The following is a 23489-nucleotide window of genomic DNA, read 5'->3' on the forward strand; positions in this document are numbered from 1 at the left end:
CAGGCGAATAATGCCACTCCAGAAGTATTGCCGCAAATCATCGAGATAGGTAACGCGGATATAGAAGAATGTAACGCTTTTACTGGACTGTGTAACACTTATCCTTCGCAACTAAATGCGAGAATGATGCGAATGAGTTCTTGACGCGACTCCGAGAACATCTTACATTTAGCTCATGCGATGACGAACGGATCAGCGCGTAAGCTGATAAAGAGGCTGCAATGGCTGGGGGAATAGCGACGGGAGCGCTGGCACGACCGGCGCAGGACGAGGGGGCGGTGGACGCCCTGGCGCGCCTGGAAGCCGCGATCGCGGCGGACGGCAGCGCCGCGGCGTGGGCCGCCCGCGTAGGGATTTCGTCGGCGTACGTCTCGGACGTCCGCCGTGGCGTGCGTCAGCCCGGTCCGTCCGTGCTCCAGGCGCTCGGCCTGCAGCGCGTCGTCAGCTACCGCGATGAGGAGGCCCGGTCGTGAAGCGCGCGACTTTCCAGTGGCCGGCCGAGGCCAAGGCGACGGTCTGCGCGCTCTGGATCGAGGGGCGCCTGAGCGCCGTCGAGATCGCCGGGCGGAGCATCGCGCGTCAGGTCCTCGGCCTGCCCCCCGCCGAGCAGGCGGCCGAGTGCCGACGCCAGGCGCGGCAGGCGATGCTCACCTCGACGCTGGATCGGAAGGCTCGCTACGCAGCCGACGCGGAGATCGCCGCCCTAGTGTCAGATATCCTCGCCGGCGATCCGGACGCGACAGTGCCCGAGCATTGGGCGGGAAGGAACGAACATCGCCTCGCCTACGTGCCGGAGTGGCTGCCCGGGACGCGCGTCGACGCCTGTGTGCCCGTGATCCGGGAGGCTCACCACACCCTCGACGTGCCCCGTCAGACGGTGCGGGAGTGGCTGCGAGAACTGCGTCACGCCGCCCGGTTCGCTCCGTATCGCTACGCCCGACGGCAGGCCAAGAAGGCCGCCCTGCCCGAGCACGCCGACATCCCGGCCGAGGACGCCGAAGCCCTGGGAGGCCTGCTGTGACCAATGCTCTCAAGCCTGCGGCGGTCGCCTGCCGCGACGGCACCCGGTTCGCCGTCGAGAGCGTCGGCGGCGGGCTCATCGTCACGACGCCTGCCGCCGACCCCGCCCGCGAGCAGGCCGGCCTCGCCGTCTACGAGGCGGCCGTCCAAGTCAGGGCCGGCGTCCTGCGCCACGACGGTGTGCCCATCGACGTCGTGCGCTGCTTCATCAGGGCCCACGGCGGCTTCGAGGCGGCCGGAGCCGAGGCGCTGGAGACTTTCCGCGCGGCAGGCCAGGGCGGCGGGGAGGCCGCCCGCGAGCGCCCTTTTCCGGAGAGCCGGCCGGGGTCCCGTCTCCTACCGGCACCGAGGATCCCGCCGGGCTCTCTGCCCGGGATCACGACGTACAAGCTGCCGGGTGCCTGAAGCTCGATGCCCTGACGCTGGCGGTGATCCGCGCGCGCCGGCTCGTCGCGCGGCTCGAAGCCGAGGAAGCCTCTGCGCTCGACGACCCGACGCGACACTGGTTCCGGCGCGCCTGCACGGCGGGCTTCGTCGCCGATGAACTCGCCCGCACGCCGTTCCTCGACCGGCATCCCCTCGTCGCGCAAGCCGCCCAGCTTCGTGCCCGCTTACTCAAGATAAAGCACCACGCGTGCAGCATGATCCCGCGCGATCTTGCGACCAAGGACCTCAGCGCAATCCGAGAGTGGTGACGAACACTTTACCTTGAGCTTGGAAAAACTTGATGCCCGCCTGGAAAGCCCGCTCCATCACGCCGAATTTCCTGCCCTTCGGGGACAACGGGCGCACGTACGACCCCAAGCTCGTCGTGGAGACGCAGCGCGTGGCCGATCTCGCCGACCTGCTCGCCGATCCCCTCTGGCGGATCGCCCCCTTGACGAACGTCGGCCGCACGCTGGTCGCGGAGGAGACGGTCAAGGCGTCCCGTGCCCGGCTCCCGGGCGAGGCGGAGCACCTCGCTTTGGTCATCCGCATCACGGGTAGGCACCGGCCGGGCCTGGTCGTCTCCGCGTCGCCTGAGCGGGCGGCCTTGGCCAAGACGGATCGCTGGCTGATCGTGACGAGCCGGGTCGTCGTCACCGCCCGCGGCTACGAGGATCGCGCGCGCGCCTCGCTCGCGGACCTGCTCGCCGGGACGACCCACCGCAACGGCCGGCCGAAGCCCTACAAGGCCCCCCCGGTCTTTCAGGAGGACCTCGACGCGCTCGCCGACCTCGCTTTTTTTTAGCCTTCGTCCAGGCCTTCGGCGAGCACCGGCCCGATCGTCGCGCCATCCGGGATGTCCCCTCGCACGGCTGGCCGGTACCGCGGCGCGGGGCAGCACCTGAAATAGGCCAGCCCGAAGACCGGCTCCCCCGGCTGCAGCTGCGCATTCATCCTCGCGACGGCGGCCTCCGTCTCGGCGCGGGCCATGCCCATCGAGACGCGGCTGCATGACAGGCAGTAGACCGCCCCGGGCGGTGGATCGCTGAAGCTGTTGGATCCCCGCATGTCAGGCGGCCTCCGCCAGGGCGGCCGCCGCGATGGGTCCGCCCGTCCGGGCCGCGTCGGCCTCCATCCCTTCCAGGATCTCCGCGACCGTCACGGGCCGCCAGTCCCAGCAGTCTACGCCGACGTCGATGGACCGGCCGCAGCCGGGCAGGCTGCCGTGCGAGTGCCCGTAGAGGTGAAGGGCCCCCCGGTGCAGGCCGTCCCACGTCCGCATGGCGTAGTGCGAGAGCACGAAGCGGCGCCCCTCGACGACGACCTCGGCGCGCTCGGTCTGGCTGTACCACGGGAGGTCGGTCGTCCGCTTGGCGTCGTGGTTCCCGAGCACGAGCCGCTTGCGCCCGTTCAGGCGCGAGAACACGGACCGGCAGTGCGCCGCGCTCGCGCCGTAGGCGAAATCCCCAAGGTGCCAGACCTCGTCGCCCGGCCGGATCCTGTTGTTCCATGCCGCGATGAGGTGCTCGTCGTGCTGCTCGATGGAGGCGAACGGACGGGGCCGGCGCATCCGCTCGGACAGGATGCCGGAATGCCCGAAGTGGGTGTCGCTGGTGAAGTAGACGCGCATGGGGAAGCCCCCCCCCTCGATACGAACGCATGCCGCCGGGATGCCCAGCGGCGGGTGGCAGGTCAGGCCTGCAAGCGTTTCGAGAGGGCGGTGCTCATGCCGGCATCCTGCATCACGAAGATTTCCTGAGCAAGGCCATCCTCGCGTCAGCATTGGGAAATCCCTGGACTTGGGGGTTGCGTCCAGGGCGATTTGGCGAGCTTCCGTTTACCGTCAGGTCTGCTTCGCCCTTGCAGTAATCCGGCGTTGAGATGAGACTCCCTGCATGACAACCTACCACCTCATAGTCGCGGAATGGGACCCCAGCGAAGGCGCATGGGCGGACATCCGCGCGTCGCATGACGACACTCTTCTCAGTCTTGAGACTGCTATTTGGGCGCCTGAAGTCGAAGGCCCCCTAGGCTTCCCTGTGTTTTCGACCTTCCAACTGCGCAGAGCAATAGAGAGCGGATCCCTCAAAGCCATGAAACCGGGTCACGGATACCTGACGACACGGCGAAACCTGAGGGAATGGAAGGAACAATCATGGCTCGCAAGCGCGAAGGAGCAAGCCTCCTCTTCGAGGAGGACCGGCAGCAGTGGACGATCCGAGACTACGACCCGGTCACCGGAAATCGCGTCAAGATCCGGCTCAACCATGACAGCGTTGGAACTCGCGCGCAGGCTGAAAAGGCGCTCGCCCACCACCTGATCGAGCGCGAGCGCATCGCCGAGCGGCAGGCGCGCGAGGTCGTCGCCCCCGATCCGGACGACGAGGCGAACAAGGATCCGCGCCTCATCCCGCTCCCCACGGTGCTGCTGTTCTACCTTCAGCGCCAGAAGGAAGGCTCGTCCAACGCCAGCCTCGCAGCGATCCACGTCGAGCACCTCATCCGGCACTGGGGCGGCACGATGCTGTCGCGCGTGTCCGAGGCCACGTGCCTCGACTACGTCCGGAAGCGCACGGCCGAGCGCTGGATCCCGCCCGGCTCGAAGGGACCCGGCAAGCCGATCTCCGAGCAGACGGCCGGCCGCGAGCTGCAGACGCTGAGCGCCGCCATCGGGCGCTGGCACAAGGCGTTCACGCTCAACGCCCGCCCCGAGGTGACGCTGCCGGAGCCCGGCGAGGCGCATCCGGACTGGCTGACCGAGCGCGAGTACGCCCGGCTTCTCCGCGTCGTGCAGGGCTGGCGCTGGGTCGCCTCCGACCTGGCGACGCAGGAGCCGGTCTGGGAGCGGGCGCCGGACACCGCCTTCACGGCGCAATGGCGGGCCTCGGCCGGGGCGGCGTTCTGGGAGGACGACCACCTGGAACGCTTCTGCGAGATCGGGTTCTACTCCGGGACACGGTCGGCCACGATCCTCAACCTCCGCTGGAGCCGGCACCCCATCGGCGGCCACGTCGACTTCGCCCGGACGACGCTCTACCGGGCCGGGCCGAAGCGGCCGAAGAGCCGCAAGCGCAACCCACCGTGCCGGATCCACGATCGGCTCCTGCCGCGCCTCGTCGAATGGCGGAATGCCGACCGGGACCGGACGGTCACGGGGGAGGGTGGCGAGACCGGGCCCGTCGAGCACGTCGTCCACGAGCGGGGCAAGCCCCTTTCGCGCGTGGGCAAGGCGTTCGGCCGGGCCGCGCTCCTCGCCGGCCTCGACCGGCGCGACATCGACGGCGTCATGCGGATCGGCAACCGGGACCCGGCCGACGACCTCGGCCTGCCGTCGCCGCACATCCTGCGGCACACGAGGGCGACCCTGATGCTCCAGGCGGGGGTCAGCCCGCGCGAGGTCGGAGAGTACCTGGGCATGTCGACGGCGATGGTCGAGAAGGTCTACGGCCACCATCATCCCGAGTACCAGGCGCGTGCCGCGGCGGCCTGACGGGGCATCCGGTCCCGGGACCAGACCGGGACCGGATAGCCGCATTTCGGGACCAGATGGGCATGCGCGGGGGTGGACGGGACTGCACTGAGATCGACGCCAAACCCCTGACGCGAAACCCGAAACCGGGATCTCCCCTCGGGACCGGAAAGCTTGGGGGTTACGTTGACATGGTAGGGGTCACAGGTTCGATCCCTGTCGCGCCCACCATCCCACCCCCGGTGGGATGTTCGAGTGGACCAAGGCTCCGGAGACGGGGCCTTTTTCTTTGGCCGATCGACGTCTCCCAGATCGTGGGCCGGCGCGCTGAGGAACTCCGTTTCAAAAAATGCCCCGCCGTTTCCGGCGGGGCTTTCTGCGTGTCTCTCACAAAACTCCCGCCGCGCCGCCCTCGCCAAAGCGAGAACGGTCAGAGATCGGGAGTCTCGTGAGGCGCTCTCATTCCGGCCTCCGCTCCCGAGGAGCCGAGTCGCCTGGCTCAGGCGTGGGCGAGCGCCGCGTTCGGCACCGCCGCGTTGTTGGCGAGGTGGTGCTGCTTCAGCATCGGCCGCAGGACGGCGACCGCGATCAGGTCCATCGTCGCCCCCGTGTAGAGCAGCGTCGACCACGTGCCCGTAAAGAGGCCGCGACGGGGACACGATCGTTCTCCGGACCGCTGGCGAGCCTAGGACGCAGCGCCCGCGCTCTTTTTTGCTGACGCCGCCCACGCGAAGCGCGCCGTTAGCCAATGATTAAGTATGTTAATCCAGAACAGGGCGTCCCGATAACATAAGTGAAATCTCGGATGTCCCTCGGCCCGCTTTCGACATCTCTGCCGTTCGCCCGGCCAAGACGCTCGCAACCCGCAAAAGGCCGGAGCATACGCACCGCCGCGGTGCTCGCCGCCGCAGGCCTGTTCCTCGGGGCGGCCGGCCCGGTCCTGGCGGAGGAGCTGATCCAGGGGCCGTCGGGCGCCCCCCTGCCGGCGGAGCCGAACACGCCCACGGCGCCCTTCTTCCGGTTCAGCGACACGCAGGTCGCCTATACCTACCTGAACGATCTCCGGCAGCCCGGCGTCACCGGCGGCCGGGCCGGACGCTCCATCGAGGGGCGTAGCGCGCCGGGCAACATGCTGAGCCTCACCCATGTCCATGGCTGGGAGTACGGCACCAACTTCGTGAACCTCGATCTGCGGCGCTACGGCTCGCAGATCCCGGCCGGCCGGCCGCCCTTTCCCGGACCGGCCACGACCTTCGACTACGGCCAAACCACCCTGTTCCTGACCTATCGCGGCACCCTGAGCGGCAACGCCCTGGCCGAACAGCCGTTGTTCGTCCTGCCCGGCATCATCAAGGACGTGTCGCTGGCCTACGGCGTCGATCACCAGAGCGACGACACCAAGCTGTCGCTGCTGCGAAGCCGGGCGATGGGCGGTCTGAGCTTCTCGTTCGACGTCCCGGTCGGCTTCGTCAACATCGCCGTGATGGCGCAGAAGGACTGGTTCCGGTTCGCCGACCTGCCGCCGCCCCGGCGCCAGACCGGGACGGACGTCGTGCCCCGCCTCGAGGCCACCTACCTGATCCCCCTGAAGTTCACGGGCCTGCCCTTGGCCCTGACGGGCTTCGCCTCCTACAATCCGCCCCGCGGCGACGACCCGAAGGGCGGACGGCTGAAGGCCGAGGTCCTCACGCGCGCGAACCTCGTCCTCGACCTCGGCGAACTCATCGACAACAAGCCCAATCGGGTGAAGGCCTTCATCGGCGTGCTGCACCAGAAGAATCTGCTCGGCGCCAATTCCCGCGTCGTTCCGGGCGCGCAGTTCACGTCCTTCCTCGCCGGCGTGAGCTTCACGGCGTTCTGACGATCCCGTGGCGTCGGACCGTTCCGATGCCGCCGCGTTCCCGGCCGCCGGGCCAACTCCGCAGCCGGGAACGCGCTATCCCGCGCGCGTCACAAACCTTCATCAGCATGAAGAGTGCCTCACAGAACTCCCGGTCTCCGACCGTTCTCGCTCCGGCGATGACAGCGCGGCGGGAGTTTTGCGGGAGACACGAGAGCATCGTCCCGAAAGGTGGTTGCCGGCTTTCGAAAAAAGATGATGCGAAAACAAGAGGCTAGAGCATCGTTCCGGATCCTATATCCAGGACGATGCTCTAAGGCCGATGTTTTGGATTTATATGTTGTAAATATTGCATGGATTGAAGCCGGTGTCGAGTTTTTAACTTATGAAACGTAGGGTGCGAGAAATTTGTCGGGTCTTCGTGGTATGAAAATGATGTCCATCTCTGTAAGATCTTGCCTGTTCGCGGTCGTCGGCCTCCTCAGCTTGGTTCTGATCGGCGGCGCGGCCCATCATCTCCTCGAAGCCTGGGATGTCGTGAAGACATCGGAGGTCTCGAAGCGCAACGCCGTCGTGGACAAGGCCATCCTCAACGCGATGCAGTCCCTGCGTCTGGAACGCGGCGTGAGCGCCCAGGCGCTCCAGGTGAGCCCGGATCAGGCGAGCGCCCTTCGCGAAAAAATCGCTTCGATGCGATCGGCGATCGGGACGCATCTGGGAACGATCGAGGATCAGGGCGCCTCCCTCGGCGACGCGGGATTCGAGGCCGCCCTGAAGGATGCCCACGCCGATTACCGCAACTTCGCGCTGCTGAGGCCGCGGGTTGACGAGGCGATCGCCAAGAACGTCGGCGAACGCGAGGCCACGCTCATCGGCCTCTGGATGCAGCGCGCGGACAAGGCCCTGGGAAGTCTCGAGCGGCTGTCCGGGCACGTGGGCGAGAACATCAAGCGGATGACGCCGGGCAGTGCCGCGCTCGTCGACATCGAGGCCTCCGCGTGGCGGGCGCGCTCGGCCGTGGGCGGCGTCTACGCGACGCTCATCCGCGTGATCGCCCAAGGCCGGCCGCTGACGCCCGGCGAAGCGGAAGCCATCGCCATCGATCTGGGCAGGGCCGACGCCCATTGGGCGACCGTCCGGGCCGAGATGGGCCTGCCCGGCATTCCGGAGACCCTCGCACAGGCCTACGCGGGGGCGCAGGCGTCGATGTTCGCCCCGGAGAGCGCGACCCTTCGCAAGGGGATGGCCGAGGGCCTGACCACCGGTGATTTCCCGATGCCGCTCAAGGATTTCCAGCGCGACACCGACACGCGGCACCTCAGCGTGCTGCGGGTCGCGACGACGGCGATGGATGCGGTGATCGCCGCCACCGAGATCGCCGCCGACGAGGCGCGCCACGCGATGATGTACGCGCTTGCCAGCATCGTCGCCGTGCTCGCGGTCGCGCTCGGCGGACTGGCCGTCACGCAGTACCGGGTGATCAAGCCGCTCACGGTGATGCGCGACACGATGGCGAAGCTCAGCCACGACGATCTCGACGCCCGCGTCCCGTACCTGGACCGGCGCGACGAGATCGGCGCGATGGCCGCCGCGGTCGGCGTCTTCAAGGAGAACTTGATCCGGACCCGCGGCCTGGAGGAAGAGGCGGCCCTGGCCCGGGCGGGAATGGAAGCGCAGCGCAAGCTCGCCATGCGGCAGATGGCCGACGCGTTCGAGGAGGGCGTGAGCGGCGTCATCGACTCCGTCACGGTCGCCGCGACCCAGCTTCAGGCGACGGCGCAGGCCATGGCCGGCACCGCGACCCAGACCGCCAGCCAGTCCGTCACCGTCGCCGCGGCCGCCGAGGAGGCTTCGGTGAACGTCACCATGGTCGCGTCGGCCGCCGAGCAACTCGGATCGTCGGTGCAGGAGATCGGTCGGCAGGCCGAGGGATCGGTGCGGCTGGCGCAGACCGCGGTCGCGGAAGCGGCGCAGACGGGGGGGCTGGTGCAGGATCTCAGCGCGACGGCCGCCCGGATCGGCGATGTGGTGGGGACGATCTCCGCCATCGCCGCCCAGACCAACCTCCTCGCGCTCAACGCCACGATCGAGGCGGCCCGCGCCGGCGAGGTGGGGCGCGGCTTCGCCGTCGTCGCGGCCGAGGTCAAGGAACTGGCGACCCAGACCGCGCGGGCGACGGACGAGATCTCGAGCCAGATCGCGCAGATCCAGGGTTCGACGGGCGTGGCCGTCGTCGCGATCAACGGGATCGCCACGCGCATCCGCGAGATCAGCGGGGTCGCGACCTCGATCTCCGCCGCCGTGGAGGAGCAGGGCTCGGCCACGCAGGAGATCGTCCGCAACGTCGCCCAGGCCGCGGTCGGGACGGAGGAGGTGACCACCAACATCACCGGCGTGGCGCTCGCGGCCGAGGAGACCGGGGCGGCGGCCGGCCAAGTGCTCGGTGCGGCCTCCGAACTCAGCCGTCAATCCACGCAGCTGTCCGATCAGGTCGCGGCCTTCCTCGGCAAAGTCCGGGTGTCGTAAGGGGGGGGATCGGGCGGGCGTTCGAGCGCCGGCCCTGCCTGAACGAGGAAAGCCCCGCCGTTTCCGGCGGGGCTTTCACGGTTTCGCATCGGATCCCGAAGGATCGGAGGCGGCGGGTCAGGCGTGGGCCAGCGCCGCGTTCGGCACCGCCGCGTTGTTGGAGAGGTGGTGCTGCTTCAGCATCGGCCGCAGCACGGCGATGGCGAGTGCGGCCGCGATCAGGTCCATCGTCGCCACGGTGTAGAGCACCGTCGACCACGTGCCGGTCGCCTGCATGATCAGGTTCCCGACCGGCACGAACAGCGCGGCAAAGCCCTTGGCGCAGTAGAGGACGCCGTAGATCTTGCCGATATGCTTCGAGCCGAAGGTGTCGGCGGCGGTGGCGCTGAACAGCGAGTAGACTTCGCCCCAGGCCAGGAACACGATGCCCGACAGGATCACGAAGGCCCAGGGGTTCGAGCCGAAGTAGCCGAGCGCGACGATGCCGATGCCTTCCATCGCGAAGGCGATGAACATCGTCTTCTCACGGCCGATCCGGTCGGAGATGAAGCCGAAGAGCGGGCGCGAGATGCCGTTCATGACGCGGTCCAGCATCAGCGCGAAGGGCAGCGCGGCCATGGCGAAGAAGTACAGGTTGACCTGGAAGTTCTTCACGCCGAGGTCGGTCGCGATCACGCCGAGCTGCGCCACCGCCATCAGGCCGCCGGTCACCGTGCAGGTGAACATCAGCAGCATGACGTAGAAGACCGGGGTCCGCAGCGCCTCGCCGAGGGTGTAGTCGCGGCGGGTCTGCAGCACCTTGGTCGAGAACTTGACCTCGTCCTTGGCCGGCGAACGCATGAAGATGGAGGCCAGGATGATGACGGTGCCCTGGATCAGGCCAAAGATGAAGAACGCCTGGGCGTAGCTGCCGGCATCGATCATCTTGGCGATCGGGATGATCGTCAGGGCCGAGCCCGCGCCGTAGCCGCCCGCGGTGAGACCGACGGCGAGGCCGCGCTTGTCCGGGAACCACTTCAGGGCGTTGTTGATGCAGGTGGCGTAGACGCAGCCGACGCCGATGCCGCCGAGGACCGAGCCGATGTAGAAGCCGGTCAGCGAGGTGGCATAGGAGTTCATCACCCAGGCCGCGCCGGTCATCAGGCCGCCGAACATCACGACCCGGCTCGGACCGTACTTGTCGATGAAGTAGCCCTCGATCGGGGTCAGCCAAGTCTGGACGACGACGAAGATCGTGAAGGCCACCTGGATCGCGGCGCGATCCCAGCCGAACGTCTTCTGAATTTCGGGGACGAACAGGGTCCAAGCGTACTGGATGTTGGCTGCGGCCACCATGCAGATGACGCCGAAGATGATTTGTAGCCACCGGTTTGAAGACGGTACCGGCCGATCCGGGGCAATGGACGACAATGCCATGAGCGTGCTCCCTCGTTCCTGCACAGACGTGAAGGCCTGTTGCGTAGGTTTGGCGTTTTGGGCTTGAGAAGCGTTCAGTGCAGGTTGCTGCGTTTCCTCGTCTGCCCACTGGAGCCGAGCGGCGGTCTCGTTCCGGGCATTGGTATGCATTATTTGGTATACCAGCCATGCAGGCAAGCGAAATAATGCGCAATCTGACACGAAAGTGACGGATCGAAAGGATGAAAAGTCGGAGCTCAACGGGAAACGCGTTGGTCGGCCTGCAAAAAATCGCGGAGTGCCGTGTGTTGAGCGCCTCAGCCCTCACGATCCCACGCGTCTTTCGCCAGTCGCCATTGCGCGGCAGCCGGCATGTCGGCCGAATCACGGGGCCGGAGACGTCTCGGCTCGTCCTTTGGAGGACTTCGCGCGCGGCCCGATCGCCCTGAAATTTACGCTGGCACATGGCCGAATAGCCAGATCGCGCGCGAGAGCCGCGTCCGACGTCGATCCACGTCGAGAGGGCGTCGTTCTTGCTAGAGGGCGTGCGGGGTTGGGCCAAGCGCCCATTCCGCGCGAATCCGCCTCGACAGGTCTCGCGATCCTTGCATCCTGTCCGGCGAGGCCAAGGAGCCAGTCGATGCCCTACCGCCACACCGTTGGCCCCCGCACCCACGTCTTCGCCGATCTGGCGACGCTGATGGCGAAGGCGACGCCGGTGCGCTCCGGCGATTGTCTCGCGGGCATCGCCGCGGAATCGGCCGAGGAGAACATGGCCGCCCGCTGGTGCCTTGCCGAGGTGCCGCTCAAGGAGATCCTGGCCCGTCCGCTGATCCCCTACGACGAGGATGACGTCACCCGCCTGATCCTCGACGACCACGACGAGACGGCGTTTGCCGAGATCGCCGGTCTGACGGTCGGGGATTTTCGCGAGTTCCTGCTGACGGCTTCTTCTGCGACGCTTGTGCGGATTGCGCCGGGCGTGACACCGGAGATCGCCGCCGCGGTATGCAAGATCATGCGTAATCAGGATCTGATCCTGGTCGCGAAGAAGTGCCGCGTGGTCACCCGCTTCCGCAACACGATCGGCCTGCCCGGCACGCTCGCGGTGCGGCTCCAGCCCAATCACCCGACCGACGACCCGGCCGGCGTCACCGCCTCGATCCTCGATGGGCTCTCCTATGGCTGCGGCGATGCGGTGATCGGGATCAATCCGGTCTCCGATTCGATCCAGACGATGGGGACGCTGCTGCGCCTGTTCGACGGCATCATCGGCCGGCTGGAGATCCCGACCCAGGCCTGCGTGCTCACCCACGTCACGACGACGCTCGACGCGATGAACCGGGGCCTGCCGGTCGATCTCGTGTTCCAGTCGATCGCCGGCACGCAGCGCGCCAATGCGAGCTTCGGCGTCACCCTGCCGATCCTGCAGGAGGCGCACGAGGCGGCGCTCGCGCTCAAGCGCGGCACGCTCGGTGACAACGTGATGTATTTCGAGACCGGCCAGGGTTCGGCTCTCTCGGCGGATGCGCATCACGGCATCGACCAGCAGACCCTGGAGGCCCGCGCCTACGCCGTCGCCCGCCGTTACCGGCCGCTTCTGGTCAACACCGTCGTCGGCTTCATCGGGCCGGAATACCTCTACAACGGCAAGGAGATCATCCGCGCCGGGCTGGAGGACCATTTCTGCGGCAAGCTGATGGGCGTGCCGCTGGGCGTCGACGTCTGCTACACCAACCACGCCGAGGCCGATCAGGACGACATGGACACGCTCCTGACCCTGCTCGGGGCGGCGGGCTGCACTTACGTGATGGGCATTCCCGGCGCCGACGACGTGATGCTGAACTACCAGTCCACCTCGTTCCACGATCAGCTCTACATCCGCGAGGTGCTGGGCCTGAGGCGCGCGCCGGAATTCGAGGAATGGCTCGCCCGCATCGGCCTCACCGATGCGGACGGCACGCTCCTGCCCGGCGGGGCCGAGGCCCGCCTGCTCACCGCCGCGCCGGAGCTGGCCGCATGAGCAGGCAGAGCGACACCCTCTGGCAGCGGCTGGCCCGCCTCACCCCCGCCCGGATCGGCCTCGGCCGCGCCGGCGCCGGCCTGCCGACCCGCGAGGTGCTGAAATTCGGCCTCGCCCACGCCCAGGCGCGCGATGCGGTGCATACGCCGATGGACGCCGCCGCGATCGCGGGCGCCATCGAGGCGCTGGGCCTGCCGACCGTGACCGTGACCTCCGGCGCGGAGGATCGCGCGACCTATCTGCGCCGCCCCGATTACGGGCGCCGCCTCTCGCCGGAGAGCCTCAGGGCTCTTTCCGATTCCGCGGCCGAGCCCGTCGATCTCGCGATCGTGGTGGCGGATGGTCTCTCGGCACGCGCGGTCCACGAGGGCGCCGCCGCGCTGCTCGCTGCCTTCAAGCCCCACGCGGAGGCGGCCGGCTGGCGCCTGGCTCCGGTGACCATCGCCACCCAGGCCCGCGTCGCGCTGGGGGATGCGGCCGGCGCGGCGCTGCGAGCCCGCGCGGTCGTGGTGGTGATCGGCGAGCGTCCCGGCCTGTCCTCGCCCGACAGCCTCGGCCTCTACGTCACCTTCGATCCGAAGCCCGGACGCTCGGATGCGGAAAGAAACTGCATCTCGAACGTCCGGCCCGCCGGCCTGAGCTTCGAGCTGGCCGCGTTCAAGCTGAATTGGCTCCTGACTCAGGCCTTCTCCCGCGGGCTGACGGGCGTGAATCTCAAGGACGAGAGCGATCGGATGCTTGAGGCCGCCGCGCCTGATCCTGCCATCAGCGGACTCTGAGTGAATTCGACGGAGATTTGGCCGGCGCCCCGCGAAAGGGTCGCCGGCTTTCAAAAGAAAACCAGGGACGGCACTGTCGAGGTTGTTCGCGAATCCTGAGTTGCGCGCACCGATGCCGCGTGAATTTTAGCTGAAAACAGCCGTCGTGCGGGACCGCGCGAGGGTGTGTGCGCGTTGGTTTTGCGAAGTCTTCCCAGGGCCGACACAAGCTCGGCTGTTGCGGGCCTGACACACCGCGAAAGCAACCTGACTTTGCCTTGAGCTGTGCCTTTGAGCGCCGCAATCCCACCATAAACCGGGACGACTTCCGGGGTCGCGGTAAACGCTGTCGCTCCAACGCCTTACCGCAGAGTTTCGAGGACGTCGAAGGACGTTTTTCCGTGCCAGGCCGTAACAGGCCGCGCGGACCTCGGGGGCGTAACGGGACCGGGGCACGAGATCAGCGATGGACGCGCGTCAGACCGACAAGTCGAAGCTGCCGAGCCGGCACGTGACGGAGGGGCCCGAGCGGGCGCCCCACCGCTCGTACCTCTACGCCATGGGCTTGACGACCGAGCAGATCCACCAGCCGCTGGTCGGCGTCGCCTCGTGCTGGAACGAGGCCGCGCCCTGCAACATCTCGCTGATGCGCCAGGCCCAGGCCGTGAAGAAGGGCGTCGCCGCCGCCAAGGGCACCCCGCGCGAGTTCTGCACCATCACCGTCACCGACGGCATCGCCATGGGCCATGGCGGCATGCGCGCCTCGCTGCCGTCGCGCGAGGTCATCGCCGATTCGGTCGAACTGACGATCCGCGGCCATTCCTACGACGCCCTCGTGGGGCTGGCCGGCTGCGACAAGTCCCTGCCCGGCATGATGATGGCCATGGTGCGCCTCAACGTGCCCTCGATCTTCATCTATGGCGGCTCGATCCTGCCGGGCTCCTTCCGCGGCCGGCCGGTGACGGTGCAGGACCTGTTCGAGGCGGTGGGCAAGGTCGCTGTCGGCGATATGAGTCTCGACGACCTCGACGAGCTGGAGCGGGTCGCCTGTCCCTCGGCCGGCGCCTGCGGTGCGCAGTTCACCGCCAACACCATGGCCACCGTCTCCGAGGCGATCGGCCTTGCGCTGCCCTACTCGGCCGGCGCGCCCGCCCCTTACGAGATCCGCGACCAATTCTGCGCCGCCGCCGGCGAGAAGGTCATGGAGCTGATCGCCAAGAACATCCGCCCGCGCGACATCGTCACCCGCAAGGCGCTGGAGAACGCTGCCGCGACGGTGGCCGCCTCGGGCGGTTCGACCAACGCGGCGCTGCACCTGCCGGCGATCGCGCATGAATGCGGCATCGAGTTCACTCTGTTCGATGTCGCCGAGATCTTCCGCAAGACCCCCTACATCGCCGACCTGAAGCCCGGCGGGCGCTACGTCGCCAAGGACATGTTCGAGGTCGGCGGCATTCCGCTGCTGATGAAGACCCTGCTCGACCACGGCTTTCTCCACGGCGACTGCCTCACCGTCACCGGGCGGACGATCGCGGAAAACCTCGCCAAGGTCGCCTGGAACCCCGACCAGGACGTGGTGTACCCCGCCGACAAGCCCATCACCGTCACCGGCGGCGTGGTCGGCCTGCGCGGCAACCTCGCCCCCGAGGGCGCCATCGTGAAGGTCGCCGGCATGCCGGCTGAGGCCCAGGTCTTCACCGGCCCGGCCCGCGTCTTCGACGGCGAGGAGGCCTGCTTCGAGGCGGTGCAGAACCGCACCTACAAGCCCGGCGATGTTCTGGTCATCCGTTACGAGGGCCCGAAGGGAGGCCCCGGCATGCGCGAGATGCTCTCGACCACCGCCGCCCTCTACGGCCAGGGCATGGGCGACAAGGTCGCCCTCATCACCGACGGGCGCTTCTCCGGCGCGACCCGCGGCTTCTGCGTCGGCCATGTCGGCCCCGAGGCCGCCATCGGCGGGCCGATCGGCCTGCTGCGCGACGGCGACATGATCACCCTCGACGCGATCAAGGGTACGCTGGACGTAGCGCTCTCCGACGAGGAGTTCGCACAGCGCCGCAGCGAATGGACGCCGCGGGGCAACACCGCGACCTCCGGCTACCTCTGGAAATACGCGCAGACCGTCGGGCCTGCGGTGAACGGCGCCGTGACGCATCCGGGCGGCGCGGGGGAGACGAACGTCTATGCCGACATCTAGGACTGCCCCTTTCCGGCCCATGTGGCCGGCCGGGGCCGATCCGGGTCGGCTCCGGGCGGGGCTTCTCGCCAGCTTCCTCGGCTTTGCGCTGATGCTCACGGCCGTCGATCCCGGCACGGCGCTCGACGCGACCGCCCGCACGCCGGTGCCCGAGAAGGGATACCGTTCGGGCCGCGACGCCCTGCGCTCGGGCGTGCGCGACTACAACGCGGGCGACAAGCAGGGCGCTGTGCGGGCGCTGGAATACGCCGCCGACCAGGGCCAGACCCTGGCTCTGTGGAAGCTCGGCCGCATGTACGCGGACGGCGATGGCGTGCCCCACGACGACCTCAAGGCGTTCGAGTACTTTTCGCGCATCGCCGACGACAACACCGACGATTCGCCCGACACGCCGAATTCGGGCGTGGTGGCGAGCGCCTTCAACGCGCTCGGCACCTACTTCCTGGAGGGGATCAAGGGCACCTATGTGCGCCCGAGCCCCGAGCGCGCGTACGACATGTTCAACTACGCGGCGTCGTATTTCGGCGACCCCAACGCGCAGTACAACCTCGCCCGGCTCTATCTCGACGGCACCGGCGTCGAGCAGGATCCGCGCAAGGCCGCGCGCTGGTTCAACCTCGCCGCCGAGAAGGGCCACCGCCCGGCCCAGGCGCTGCTCGGCGACATGCTCGTCAACGGCACCGGCGTGCAGCGCCAGCCGGTGAAAGGGCTGACCTGGCTCGCCATCGCCCGCGGCGGGGCGCAGGGCGCGGCGGACGCTTGGATCGTCACTCTCTACGACAAGGCCTGGGCCTCGGCCAACGAGACCGACCGGGCGGACGCGATGGCCCAGGCGCAATCGCTGTCGACGGGTTCGACCCGCCGCCGGCGGTGAGGCCGTCGCGCCCGGTGCGGTAGATTTACCGCGTATCTCGGCTCGGATGAGCGGTGCGGATATATGTTTGCATCCGTGACGCCGATGAAGGAGCGCGTTCGCACAGCCGGCCGTATCCGCCCCCTTCGCCTTGCATTCGGCGGCGAATCGCGCGCGTCCCCACGTCGGACGATCGAGACGTCGGTCGACGAGCCCGCCATCGCGACGCTCGTGCCGGAACTGCAATTCGACGCGTTGCCGGCACTGCTTGATAAGCCGCCGATGGTGTTCGACGAACTTCGGCGCGAGGTTGCGCAGCGGCGCTGGAGGCAGACCTCACGGCAGGTTTCTACGGCTCCCGAAGCAGATCCGCGACCGTTGTCATCGGCATCCCCATCCGCGTCGGACCCTCCACCGCATCGCTGATCGTCACGAAGCCGTAATGGGCGTAGGGGCGTCGTGCCTTGTCTCCGACGGCATCGGCGGTCCGATCACCCGTCGCTCAGCTCCACCGTCACCGGCACGTGGTCCGAGGGCTTCTCCAGCCCGCGCAGGTGGCGCTGGACCGAGGCCGAGACGAGGCGGTCGGCGGCTTGCGGCGAGAGCAGCAGGTGGTCGATGCGGATGCCTTGGTTTCGCGGCCAGCAGCCGGCCTGATAGTCCCAGAAGGTGTAGAGCCCCGCGCTCGGCTCGCAGGCCCGCAGGCCATCCGTAAAGCCTTCCGCCAGCAGCGCGCGGAAGGCGCGGCGGGTCTCGGGCAGGAACAGCGCGTCCTGCGTCCAGGCGGCGGGGTCGGCGGCATCCTCGGGCTCGGGAATGACGTTGAAGTCGCCCGCCAGCACCAGCGCCTCCTCGGTCGTCATCAGGGCGCGGGCATGCGCCCGCAGGCGGGCCATGAAGGCGAGCTTGTAGCTGTATTTCGGCCCCGGAGCCGGGTTGCCGTTCGGCAGGTAGATCGAGGCGACCCGCACCGGCGCCACGCCCTCGCCGTGCACCAGCGCCTCGATGTAGCGCGCCTGCTCGTCCTCCGCGTCGCCCGGCAGGCCGCGCAGCAGCTGCGTGTACTGGAGCGGCGCGCGCACCAGCAGGGCGACGCCGTTATAGGCCTTCTGCCCCAGCGTCTCGACCGCGTAGCCCGCCGCCTCGATCTCCTCGCGGGGGAAGGACGCGTCCTGGCATTTCAGCTCCTGCAGGCAGACCACGTCGGGCTTGGCCTCGTCGAGGAAGCCCAGCAGGTGGCCGACCCGCTGCTTGATCGAATTGACGTTCCAGGTGGTGATCCGCATGGGGTGTGGGGAGGCTCGGCCGGAGGGGCTCTCGTCATCGGGCCTTCGCGCGGCCCTGGCAAGGCGGGGCCGCCTGTCGGGCGCGAAGAGCGCCCCGCGGAGTGGAAGCCTGAGGCCGCGGATGCGGCCGCCGGCGTTTGAGGCTGAGGAATGCCCCCATGGACGCGTCGTGGTTCGAGCCGGTGCGGGCCTATTGCGAGCGCGGCGACGCCGGGTTCTGGGCCGAGCCGATCAATGCCCTGACGAACGCCGCCTTCCTGATCGCGGCCGGGCTCGCGGCGCGGCGCGCCCGCGGCGACGGGCCGGTCCTGGCCCTGGCCGCCGTGGCCTTCGTGGTCGGGATCGGCTCGTTCCTGTTCCACACCCTGGCGAACCGCTGGTCGATGCTGGCCGACGTGATTCCGATCGCCGTCTTCATCTACGGCTACTTCGCCCTCGCCATGGCCCGCTTCTTCGGCCTCCGGCCGGCGGCGGCGACCGCCCTCACCCTGGCCTTTGCCGCCCTCAGCTTCGGCCTGACCCCGGCCCTCGACGCGCTGAGCGGACGCTCGGTCTCAGGCCTCACCAACGGCTCGGTCGATTACGCCCCGGCGATCCTGGCACTCCTCGGCGTCGGCCTCGCCCTGCTGAAGCGGGCGCCCGGCACGGCCCGCTCGGTCCTCGGGACCGCCGGCATCTTCCTCGTGTCGCTGGTCTTCCGCACGGTCGATGTGGCGAGCTGTGCCAGCCTGCCGCTCGGCACGCATTTCCTCTGGCACGTCCTCAACGCGGTGGTGCTCTACCGCCTGCTGATCGCGGCCACCCGGTTCAGGGCCTGAGGTCTGCGTTCCGGGATCGCACAGGGATCGTCCCATTGCCGGGGTATCGGGGCAGCGCCCCGATCTCCCTTCACCAGGGCTCTGCCCTGGACCCGCGAAAGGACCTGTCCTTTCGAAACCTTGGTTTCAGCCGCCGATTCCGCGGGCCTTGAGGCTGTCGCCGATCTCCTCCAGCGTGGCCGGGTCCTCGATCGTCGGCGGCATCGAAAACGCCTCGCCGTCGGCGATGCGCTTCATCGTGCCGCGCAATATCTTGCCCGAGCGGGTCTTCGGCAGGCGTCCCACGGTGAGCGCCAGCTTGAACGCGGCCACGGGGCCGATCTCCTCGCGCACTCGGGCGACAAGCTCGCGCTCGACCGTCTCGGGATCCTTGGCGACGCCCGCCTTCAGCACGACGAAGCCGCAGGGCGCCTCTCCTTTCAGCGCGTCGCGGATGCCGATCACCGCGCATTCGGCGACATCCGGGTGCGCGGCGAGCACGGCCTCCATGCCGCCGGTGGAGAGGCGGTGGCCGGCCACGTTGATGATGTCGTCGGTCCGGCCCAGCACCGTGACGTAGCCGTCCTCATCCACCACGCCCGCATCCGAAGTGTCGTAGAAGCCGGGGAAGGTGGAGAGATAGCTCTGGCGGAAGCGCTCGTCCGAGCCCCACAGGGTCGGCAGGCAGCCCGGCGGCAGGGGCAACTTCAGGGCGATGGTGCCCATCGTGCCGGGGGGAACCGGCTTGCCCGATTCGTCGAGCACGTGGAGGTCGTAGCCCGGCATCGGCTTGGCGGTGGAGCCATACTTCACCGGCAGCCGTTCCAGCCCGAGCGGGTTGCCGGCGATCGCCCAGCCGGTCTCGGTCTGCCACCAATGGTCGATCACCGGCCGCTCCAGCGCCCGCTCGGCCCAGGCCACCGAATCCGGGTCGGCCCGCTCGCCGGCCAGGAACAGGGCGCGGAACCGCGAGAGGTCGTAGCCCGCGATCTTTTCCGCCCGCGGGTCCTCCTTCTTGATCGCGCGCAGAGCCGTGGGCGCCGTGAACAACACCGCGGCGCCGTGCTCGGCGGCGACCCGCCAGAAGGCGCCGGCATCCGGCGTGCCGACGGGCTTGCCCTCGTAGAGCACCGTGGTGCAGCCGTGCAGCAGCGGCGCGTAGACGATGTAGGAGTGGCCCACCACCCAGCCGATGTCGGAGGCGCAGAAATAGACCTCCCCGGGCGCGACGCCGTAGAGGTTCGTCATCGACCACGCCAACGCGACGCAATAGCCGCCGCTGTCGCGCACCACGCCCTTGGGCCGCCCGGTCGTGCCGGAGGTGTAGAGGATGTAGAGCGGGTCGGTCGCCGCGACCGGCACCGGCTCGGCCCGTCGTCCGGCCCTGCGCGCCCGCGCGACGGTCTCCGCCCAATCCCGGTCGCGCCCCTCGACGAGGCCGGCCTCTGCTTGCGGGCGCTGCAGGATCAGGCAGGCGTCGGGCTTGTGGGTCGAGCGGGCGATCGCCGCATCGAGCAACGGCTTATAGGCGACGACGCGGGCGGGCTCGATGCCGCAGGAGGCGGCCAGGATCACCTTGGGCGCCGCATCCTCGATGCGGGCGGCGAGTTCGTTGGCGGCAAACCCGCCGAACACCACCGAGTGGATCGCTCCGATCCGGGCGCAGGCCAGCATCCCGAACAGGGCCTCGGGCACCATCGGCATATAGATCACCACCCGGTCGCCCTTGGTCACGCCGAGATCGGCGAGAATGCCGGCGAGCACCGCCACCTCGTCGCGCAGTTCCCCGTAGCTGATGCGGCGCTTGGAGCCGGTGACGGGCGAATCGTGGATGATCGCGGCTTGGTCGGCGCGACCGCCCTCCGCGTGCCGGTCGACGGCGTTGCGGCAGACATTGAGCCGGGCGTCCGGAAACCAGCGGCCGTAGACGCCCCGCTCGGCATCGAAGGCGCGGGTGGGGGCGACGTCCCAATCGATCGCTGCCGCCGCCTTCAGCCAGAAGCCGTTCCGGTCCGCGAGCGAGGCGGCGTGGACGGCAGCATGGGCGCCCTCAGGCGCGGTGGGCGTGGCGGCGGACATCGGCGTTTCCCTCGCGCGGCCTGTTGATCCGGCCTGTTCGAGGGCGATGATAGCGCGGTTTCGACCGCTGCGCGCCCAACTACGATGCCTCGAAATGCGCGCCCTCAAAGCAGAACCGCCGCGCTGGTGACCCAGGCGGCGGTGGCGGTGTTGTCCGAGGCGGGAGAAGAAGCGGAGCCGGCGGCGCCTCCCGGGGCGACGCCGGCCGGGATGTCGCTAGTGGAGGGTGTCCCCGCGCAGGCGCTCGATTTCGTCCTTGAGGTGCAGTTTCTTACGCTTGAGTTCGGCGATGCGCAGATCGTCGCTGGCGAGGGACTGCATCGCGTGGTGAAGCTCGCGCTCGAGGGCTTCGTGCTTGGCGGCGAGCTGGCTCAAATGCGTCTGCAAGGACATGAGGTGTCGCTCCTGTCACAGTTTCCGACTGGAGTAGACTGGCACAGGATGGCGCACGTGTCGAAGCGATTCGGCGGCAAAGTGGATGGATCGATAACAGGGCAATTTCAAATCTTCCGGAGCGGGGCGGTGCGCTGATCTTGGCCGTTGCAAGCTCCGACAAGACGGGAGAACCGGGTGCCATGCCTTGCTCCGGCCGGGAGCTTGGCGCATGGTCGCGCCCGGTCAAGGCCGGTGGTGTGTTTCGAGCGATGATGGCGGACGAGATTGCCAACGACGCGGTCGCGGATCCGGCCGGCGAGCTGACGCGGTTGCGCGAAGAGCACCGGGATCTTGACGAGGCCATTGAGGCACTGAAAGCCAGCGTTGCCGTCGATCAGCTCCAGTTGCAGAGGCTCAAGAAGCGTAAACTCGTCCTGCGCGACCGGATCACGCATCTGGAAGACCAGATCACGCCGGATATCATCGCTTAGAGCCTGTTATGCACTTGTCATAAGCTTTTCAGCTTGTCGGAGCATGAGGCAGACGAAGGCGACCATGTGCAGGCCAGCCAACGTGCTGGCGTAGCGCTCGTAATCTTTGACCAGCCGCCGACAGCGGGTGGCCCAGGCAAACGAGCGCTCCACCACCCATCGGCGCGGCAGCAGGACAAAGCCGCGCTTGGCCTCAGGCGCCTTCACCACTTCCAAGTCGATGCCGTGCGCGCTCGCGGCGGCGGCGGGCTTAGGCCCGGAATAGCCCTGGTCGACAAAGGCCAACTCGACGCTGTCGCCCGTCTCCGCCTGCACCTCGGCGGCCAGCCGGCCGACCTCGGCCCGGTCGTCGACATCGGCGGGCGTCACGTGCAGCGCCACGACATGGCCCGGCGTGTCAACGGCCAGATGCAGCTTCGCACCCCGCTTGCGCTTGGCCCCGTCATAGCCGGCCCGCTCGCCGCTCTCGGGCGAGGAGCGCAGCGTCCGGCTATCGAGGATCACCGCCGAGGGCTCCGGCTCCCGCTCCGCCGCCATCCGCAGCACCGCCCGCAGGTCGCCGGCCACGTCCGCGAAACTGTCGGCCGACAGCCAACGCTGCGTCTGCTGATACACGGCCGCCCAAGGCGGCAGATCGTGCGGCATGAACCGCCAGGGCGCCCCCGTCTTCACGATGTAGCGCAGCCCGTTAAACACCTCGCGCAACTCGTGGTCGCGCTGAGCTGAGTTCTCCCGCAGCAGCGCGAGGTAGGGCGCTACCAGTGCCCATTCTTCATCAGACACGTCGGACGGATAGGAGCGGCGATCAGAAGGCATGATCCACAACGCCAATCCTGCCTATCAGTTCATAACACGCTCTAGAGCGCATTCTCTTGAACCAAGGACTTCGTCGGAATGCGCTTTGGCGCATCGCCGGGAAGGTCACGGCCTCCCCGGCGAAGCTGCCGTCGATGGGCGGTTTGGTTACTTGGCGAGATAGGCCGAGACGCTCGACACCCGGGTTCCGACGAGCCGGACCGCCTTGCGCAGGCGTTCGTCGGAGACCTGAAGCAGGTCGGCCCAGTGCTTCCGGGTGGTGCTGTCGTGGATGTCGATATGGGTTGCCGTGCGGGCGCGCGTGGTCTGGTCCACGGAGGACATTTGAGAGCTCGCTGAGGTAAGGGGCCGGGCCGCTCGATGGCCGTTTCCAGCACAACGCGGCCGGTCGATTTCGGCTCCGCCCGGTTCGGCGAGAATCGGAGGATTTTCACAGAGCGCCGCCGGTGCCTCCGCGTGGCCTCGACGCCGCGCCAGGGGCGCGGCTTGCGCCTTGTGGCCGGCCCGCCGTGCACCCGCATTTCAAGTGTTTGCGGGGTCTCGCCTTGCCGGGGTGCGGCGCCCCCTGTTATTCGGCCCTTTCGCGGGCCGACGGGCCCGCTTCCTCGCAATGGGCCAGACGACGATGCTGGGATCGCCCCCGGTCGCGATCATCATGGGAAGCCAGTCGGACTGGGCGACCATGCGCAACGCCGCCGAAACGCTGGACGCGCTCGGCGTCGCCTACGATGCCCGCATCGTCTCGGCCCACCGCACCCCGGACCGCCTCGTCTCGTTCGCCAAGGGCGCGCGGGAGGCCGGCTTCAAGGTGGTGATCGCCGGGGCGGGCGGGGCCGCGCATCTGCCGGGCATGACGGCGGCGATGACGTCGCTGCCGGTCTTCGGCGTTCCGGTCGAGTCGAAGGCGCTCTCGGGGCAGGACAGCCTGCTCTCCATCGTGCAGATGCCCGCCGGCATTCCCGTCGGCACGCTGGCGATCGGCCGGGCCGGGGCCGTCAACGCCGCCCTGCTCGCCGCCGCCGTGCTGGCGCTCACCGATGCCGGGCTCGCCGAGCGGCTCGATGCCTGGCGCGACCGCCAGACCGCATCCGTCGCCGAACGGCCGGACCCCTCTCAAGCCTGACAACGACACGAAGCG

At 68.5% G+C, this 23489-nt stretch carries 24 protein-coding genes; 16 read left to right on the forward strand and 8 right to left on the reverse strand.

Going from position 1 to position 23489, the window contains the following annotated elements; translation table 11 throughout:
* The first annotated feature begins 221 nt into the window (after window positions 1-221).
* From Y590_RS08840 to Y590_RS08860, 5 genes are read left to right on the forward strand one after another with little or no spacing between them, the layout of a single operon-like run.
* The gene (locus tag Y590_RS08840) at window positions 222-473 is read left to right on the forward strand and encodes a hypothetical protein (protein WP_060769531.1); all 252 of its coding nucleotides are present in this window, start codon (window positions 222-224) and stop codon (window positions 471-473) included.
* Complete coding sequence (locus tag Y590_RS08845; RefSeq protein ID WP_060769532.1) at window positions 470-1021, forward strand: hypothetical protein; 552 nt, start codon at window positions 470-472, stop codon at window positions 1019-1021. The genes Y590_RS08840 and Y590_RS08845 overlap by 4 nt, the downstream gene beginning before the upstream one ends.
* A complete protein-coding gene (locus Y590_RS08850; RefSeq protein WP_060769533.1) occupies window positions 1018-1425 on the forward strand; it encodes a hypothetical protein in 408 nt (135 codons plus the stop codon). The genes Y590_RS08845 and Y590_RS08850 overlap by 4 nt, the downstream gene beginning before the upstream one ends.
* 23 nt (window positions 1426-1448) lie before the next feature.
* On the forward strand, window positions 1449-1715 hold the full coding sequence (locus Y590_RS08855) for a hypothetical protein (RefSeq protein WP_060769534.1): 267 nt from the start codon (window positions 1449-1451) through the stop codon (window positions 1713-1715).
* A gap of 32 nt (window positions 1716-1747) precedes the next feature.
* Window positions 1748-2251, forward strand: a complete 504-nt coding sequence (locus tag Y590_RS08860; RefSeq protein WP_060769535.1) for a hypothetical protein — start codon at window positions 1748-1750, stop codon at window positions 2249-2251.
* On the opposite strand, the gene Y590_RS08865 is transcribed toward Y590_RS08860, so the two are convergent.
* Together Y590_RS08865 and Y590_RS08870 are read right to left on the reverse strand one after the other, a co-directional pair.
* On the reverse strand, window positions 2248-2514 hold the full coding sequence (locus Y590_RS08865; protein WP_060769536.1) for a hypothetical protein: 267 nt from the start codon (window positions 2512-2514) through the stop codon (window positions 2248-2250). The genes Y590_RS08860 and Y590_RS08865 overlap by 4 nt on opposite strands.
* Window position 2515: 1 nt before the next feature.
* The gene (locus Y590_RS08870) at window positions 2516-3076 is read right to left on the reverse strand and encodes a metallophosphoesterase family protein (protein WP_060769537.1); all 561 of its coding nucleotides are present in this window, start codon (window positions 3074-3076) and stop codon (window positions 2516-2518) included.
* Window positions 3077-3601: 525 nt separating this feature from the next.
* On the opposite strand from Y590_RS08870, the gene Y590_RS08875 reads away from it, so the two are divergent.
* The 3 genes from Y590_RS08875 (at window position 3602) to Y590_RS08890 (ending at window position 9281) form a co-directional block, all read left to right on the forward strand.
* Complete coding sequence (locus Y590_RS08875) at window positions 3602-4936, forward strand: tyrosine-type recombinase/integrase (RefSeq protein ID WP_060769538.1); 1335 nt, start codon at window positions 3602-3604, stop codon at window positions 4934-4936.
* Between the two features lie 874 nt (window positions 4937-5810).
* Window positions 5811-6776, forward strand: coding sequence for a hypothetical protein (locus tag Y590_RS08885; RefSeq protein ID WP_060769539.1), 966 nt, complete (start codon window positions 5811-5813; stop codon window positions 6774-6776).
* A gap of 414 nt (window positions 6777-7190) precedes the next feature.
* On the forward strand, window positions 7191-9281 hold the full coding sequence (locus Y590_RS08890) for a methyl-accepting chemotaxis protein (RefSeq protein WP_060769540.1): 2091 nt from the start codon (window positions 7191-7193) through the stop codon (window positions 9279-9281).
* 117 nt (window positions 9282-9398) lie between these two features.
* On the opposite strand, the gene oxlT is transcribed toward Y590_RS08890, so the two are convergent.
* Window positions 9399-10697 (reverse strand): oxalate/formate MFS antiporter, encoded by a 1299-nt coding sequence (gene oxlT / locus Y590_RS08895; protein ID WP_060769541.1) that lies wholly within the window; start codon window positions 10695-10697, stop codon window positions 9399-9401.
* Window positions 10698-11316: 619 nt separating this feature from the next.
* On the opposite strand from oxlT, the gene Y590_RS08900 reads away from it, so the two are divergent.
* From Y590_RS08900 to Y590_RS26395, 5 genes are all read left to right on the forward strand, one after another.
* Window positions 11317-12699, forward strand: a complete 1383-nt coding sequence (locus Y590_RS08900; protein WP_060769542.1) for an ethanolamine ammonia-lyase subunit EutB — start codon at window positions 11317-11319, stop codon at window positions 12697-12699.
* Window positions 12696-13478, forward strand: coding sequence for an ethanolamine ammonia-lyase subunit EutC (eutC, locus tag Y590_RS08905; RefSeq protein ID WP_060769543.1), 783 nt, complete (start codon window positions 12696-12698; stop codon window positions 13476-13478). The genes Y590_RS08900 and eutC overlap by 4 nt, the downstream gene beginning before the upstream one ends.
* A 445-nt stretch (window positions 13479-13923) precedes the next feature.
* Window positions 13924-15654, forward strand: a complete 1731-nt coding sequence (gene ilvD, locus Y590_RS08910) for a dihydroxy-acid dehydratase (RefSeq protein WP_060769544.1) — start codon at window positions 13924-13926, stop codon at window positions 15652-15654.
* The gene (locus Y590_RS08915; RefSeq protein WP_060769545.1) at window positions 15641-16528 is read left to right on the forward strand and encodes a tetratricopeptide repeat protein; all 888 of its coding nucleotides are present in this window, start codon (window positions 15641-15643) and stop codon (window positions 16526-16528) included. The genes ilvD and Y590_RS08915 overlap by 14 nt, the downstream gene beginning before the upstream one ends.
* Before the next feature lie 75 nt (window positions 16529-16603).
* Window positions 16604-16933, forward strand: a complete 330-nt coding sequence (locus Y590_RS26395) for a hypothetical protein (protein ID WP_158509743.1) — start codon at window positions 16604-16606, stop codon at window positions 16931-16933.
* A gap of 65 nt (window positions 16934-16998) precedes the next feature.
* Here Y590_RS26395 and xth read toward each other — a convergent pair whose 3' ends face one another.
* A complete protein-coding gene (gene xth, locus Y590_RS08920) occupies window positions 16999-17793 on the reverse strand; it encodes an exodeoxyribonuclease III (RefSeq protein WP_060769546.1) in 795 nt (264 codons plus the stop codon).
* A 158-nt stretch (window positions 17794-17951) separates the two neighbouring features.
* On the opposite strand from xth, the gene Y590_RS08925 reads away from it, so the two are divergent.
* Window positions 17952-18611: a ceramidase domain-containing protein gene (locus tag Y590_RS08925; protein ID WP_060769547.1), complete on the forward strand. Its 660-nt coding sequence runs from the start codon at window positions 17952-17954 to the stop codon at window positions 18609-18611.
* Between the two features lie 126 nt (window positions 18612-18737).
* On the opposite strand, the gene Y590_RS08930 is transcribed toward Y590_RS08925, so the two are convergent.
* Together Y590_RS08930 and Y590_RS25610 are read right to left on the reverse strand one after the other, a co-directional pair.
* Entirely contained in the window at window positions 18738-20669 is a 1932-nt protein-coding gene (locus tag Y590_RS08930; protein WP_060769548.1) for a propionyl-CoA synthetase, read from the reverse strand.
* Between the two features lie 216 nt (window positions 20670-20885).
* Complete coding sequence (locus Y590_RS25610; protein ID WP_003603176.1) at window positions 20886-21062, reverse strand: YdcH family protein; 177 nt, start codon at window positions 21060-21062, stop codon at window positions 20886-20888.
* A 251-nt stretch (window positions 21063-21313) separates the two neighbouring features.
* Between Y590_RS25610 and Y590_RS08935 the strand changes: the two genes are divergently transcribed.
* Window positions 21314-21535: a YdcH family protein gene (locus Y590_RS08935; RefSeq protein WP_060769549.1), complete on the forward strand. Its 222-nt coding sequence runs from the start codon at window positions 21314-21316 to the stop codon at window positions 21533-21535.
* Window positions 21536-21541: 6 nt separating this feature from the next.
* Here Y590_RS08935 and Y590_RS08940 read toward each other — a convergent pair whose 3' ends face one another.
* Both Y590_RS08940 and Y590_RS25615 read right to left on the reverse strand, forming a co-directional pair.
* Window positions 21542-22351 carry an IS5 family transposase gene (locus tag Y590_RS08940; RefSeq protein WP_060772215.1) on the reverse strand — a complete coding sequence of 270 codons (810 nt, stop codon included), beginning with the start codon at window positions 22349-22351 and terminating at the stop codon, window positions 21542-21544.
* Between the two features lie 147 nt (window positions 22352-22498).
* Window positions 22499-22675: a DUF3606 domain-containing protein gene (locus Y590_RS25615; protein ID WP_083530819.1), complete on the reverse strand. Its 177-nt coding sequence runs from the start codon at window positions 22673-22675 to the stop codon at window positions 22499-22501.
* 301 nt (window positions 22676-22976) lie between these two features.
* Between Y590_RS25615 and purE the strand changes: the two genes are divergently transcribed.
* Window positions 22977-23474: a 5-(carboxyamino)imidazole ribonucleotide mutase gene (purE, locus tag Y590_RS08945; RefSeq protein WP_015822543.1), complete on the forward strand. Its 498-nt coding sequence runs from the start codon at window positions 22977-22979 to the stop codon at window positions 23472-23474.
* Window positions 23475-23489: the final 15 nt, after the last annotated feature.

Source organism: Methylobacterium sp. AMS5 (assembly GCF_001542815.1).
Classification (GTDB): domain Bacteria; phylum Pseudomonadota; class Alphaproteobacteria; order Rhizobiales; family Beijerinckiaceae; genus Methylobacterium.

Excerpts from the sequence above, each read along its gene's own strand:
- Y590_RS08840 (WP_060769531.1), top strand. The coding sequence starts at position 222 with ATGGCTGGGGGAATAGCGACGGGAGCGCTGGCACGACCGGCGCAGGAC.
- Y590_RS08860 (WP_060769535.1), top strand. The coding sequence starts at position 1,748 with ATGCCCGCCTGGAAAGCCCGCTCCATCACGCCGAATTTCCTGCCCTTC.
- Y590_RS08865 (WP_060769536.1), bottom strand. The coding sequence starts at position 2,514 with ATGCGGGGATCCAACAGCTTCAGCGATCCACCGCCCGGGGCGGTCTAC.
- Y590_RS08870 (WP_060769537.1), bottom strand. The coding sequence starts at position 3,076 with ATGCGCGTCTACTTCACCAGCGACACCCACTTCGGGCATTCCGGCATC.
- Y590_RS08875 (WP_060769538.1), top strand. The coding sequence starts at position 3,602 with ATGGCTCGCAAGCGCGAAGGAGCAAGCCTCCTCTTCGAGGAGGACCGG.
- Y590_RS08890 (WP_060769540.1), top strand. The coding sequence starts at position 7,191 with ATGTCCATCTCTGTAAGATCTTGCCTGTTCGCGGTCGTCGGCCTCCTC.
- oxlT (WP_060769541.1), bottom strand. The coding sequence starts at position 10,697 with ATGGCATTGTCGTCCATTGCCCCGGATCGGCCGGTACCGTCTTCAAAC.
- Y590_RS08900 (WP_060769542.1), top strand. The coding sequence starts at position 11,317 with ATGCCCTACCGCCACACCGTTGGCCCCCGCACCCACGTCTTCGCCGAT.
- eutC (WP_060769543.1), top strand. The coding sequence starts at position 12,696 with ATGAGCAGGCAGAGCGACACCCTCTGGCAGCGGCTGGCCCGCCTCACC.
- ilvD (WP_060769544.1), top strand. The coding sequence starts at position 13,924 with ATGGACGCGCGTCAGACCGACAAGTCGAAGCTGCCGAGCCGGCACGTG.
- Y590_RS08915 (WP_060769545.1), top strand. The coding sequence starts at position 15,641 with ATGCCGACATCTAGGACTGCCCCTTTCCGGCCCATGTGGCCGGCCGGG.
- xth (WP_060769546.1), bottom strand. The coding sequence starts at position 17,793 with ATGCGGATCACCACCTGGAACGTCAATTCGATCAAGCAGCGGGTCGGC.
- Y590_RS08925 (WP_060769547.1), top strand. The coding sequence starts at position 17,952 with ATGGACGCGTCGTGGTTCGAGCCGGTGCGGGCCTATTGCGAGCGCGGC.
- Y590_RS08930 (WP_060769548.1), bottom strand. The coding sequence starts at position 20,669 with ATGTCCGCCGCCACGCCCACCGCGCCTGAGGGCGCCCATGCTGCCGTC.
- Y590_RS25610 (WP_003603176.1), bottom strand. The coding sequence starts at position 21,062 with ATGTCCTTGCAGACGCATTTGAGCCAGCTCGCCGCCAAGCACGAAGCC.
- Y590_RS08935 (WP_060769549.1), top strand. The coding sequence starts at position 21,314 with ATGATGGCGGACGAGATTGCCAACGACGCGGTCGCGGATCCGGCCGGC.
- Y590_RS08940 (WP_060772215.1), bottom strand. The coding sequence starts at position 22,351 with ATGCCTTCTGATCGCCGCTCCTATCCGTCCGACGTGTCTGATGAAGAA.
- Y590_RS25615 (WP_083530819.1), bottom strand. The coding sequence starts at position 22,675 with ATGTCCTCCGTGGACCAGACCACGCGCGCCCGCACGGCAACCCATATC.
- purE (WP_015822543.1), top strand. The coding sequence starts at position 22,977 with ATGCTGGGATCGCCCCCGGTCGCGATCATCATGGGAAGCCAGTCGGAC.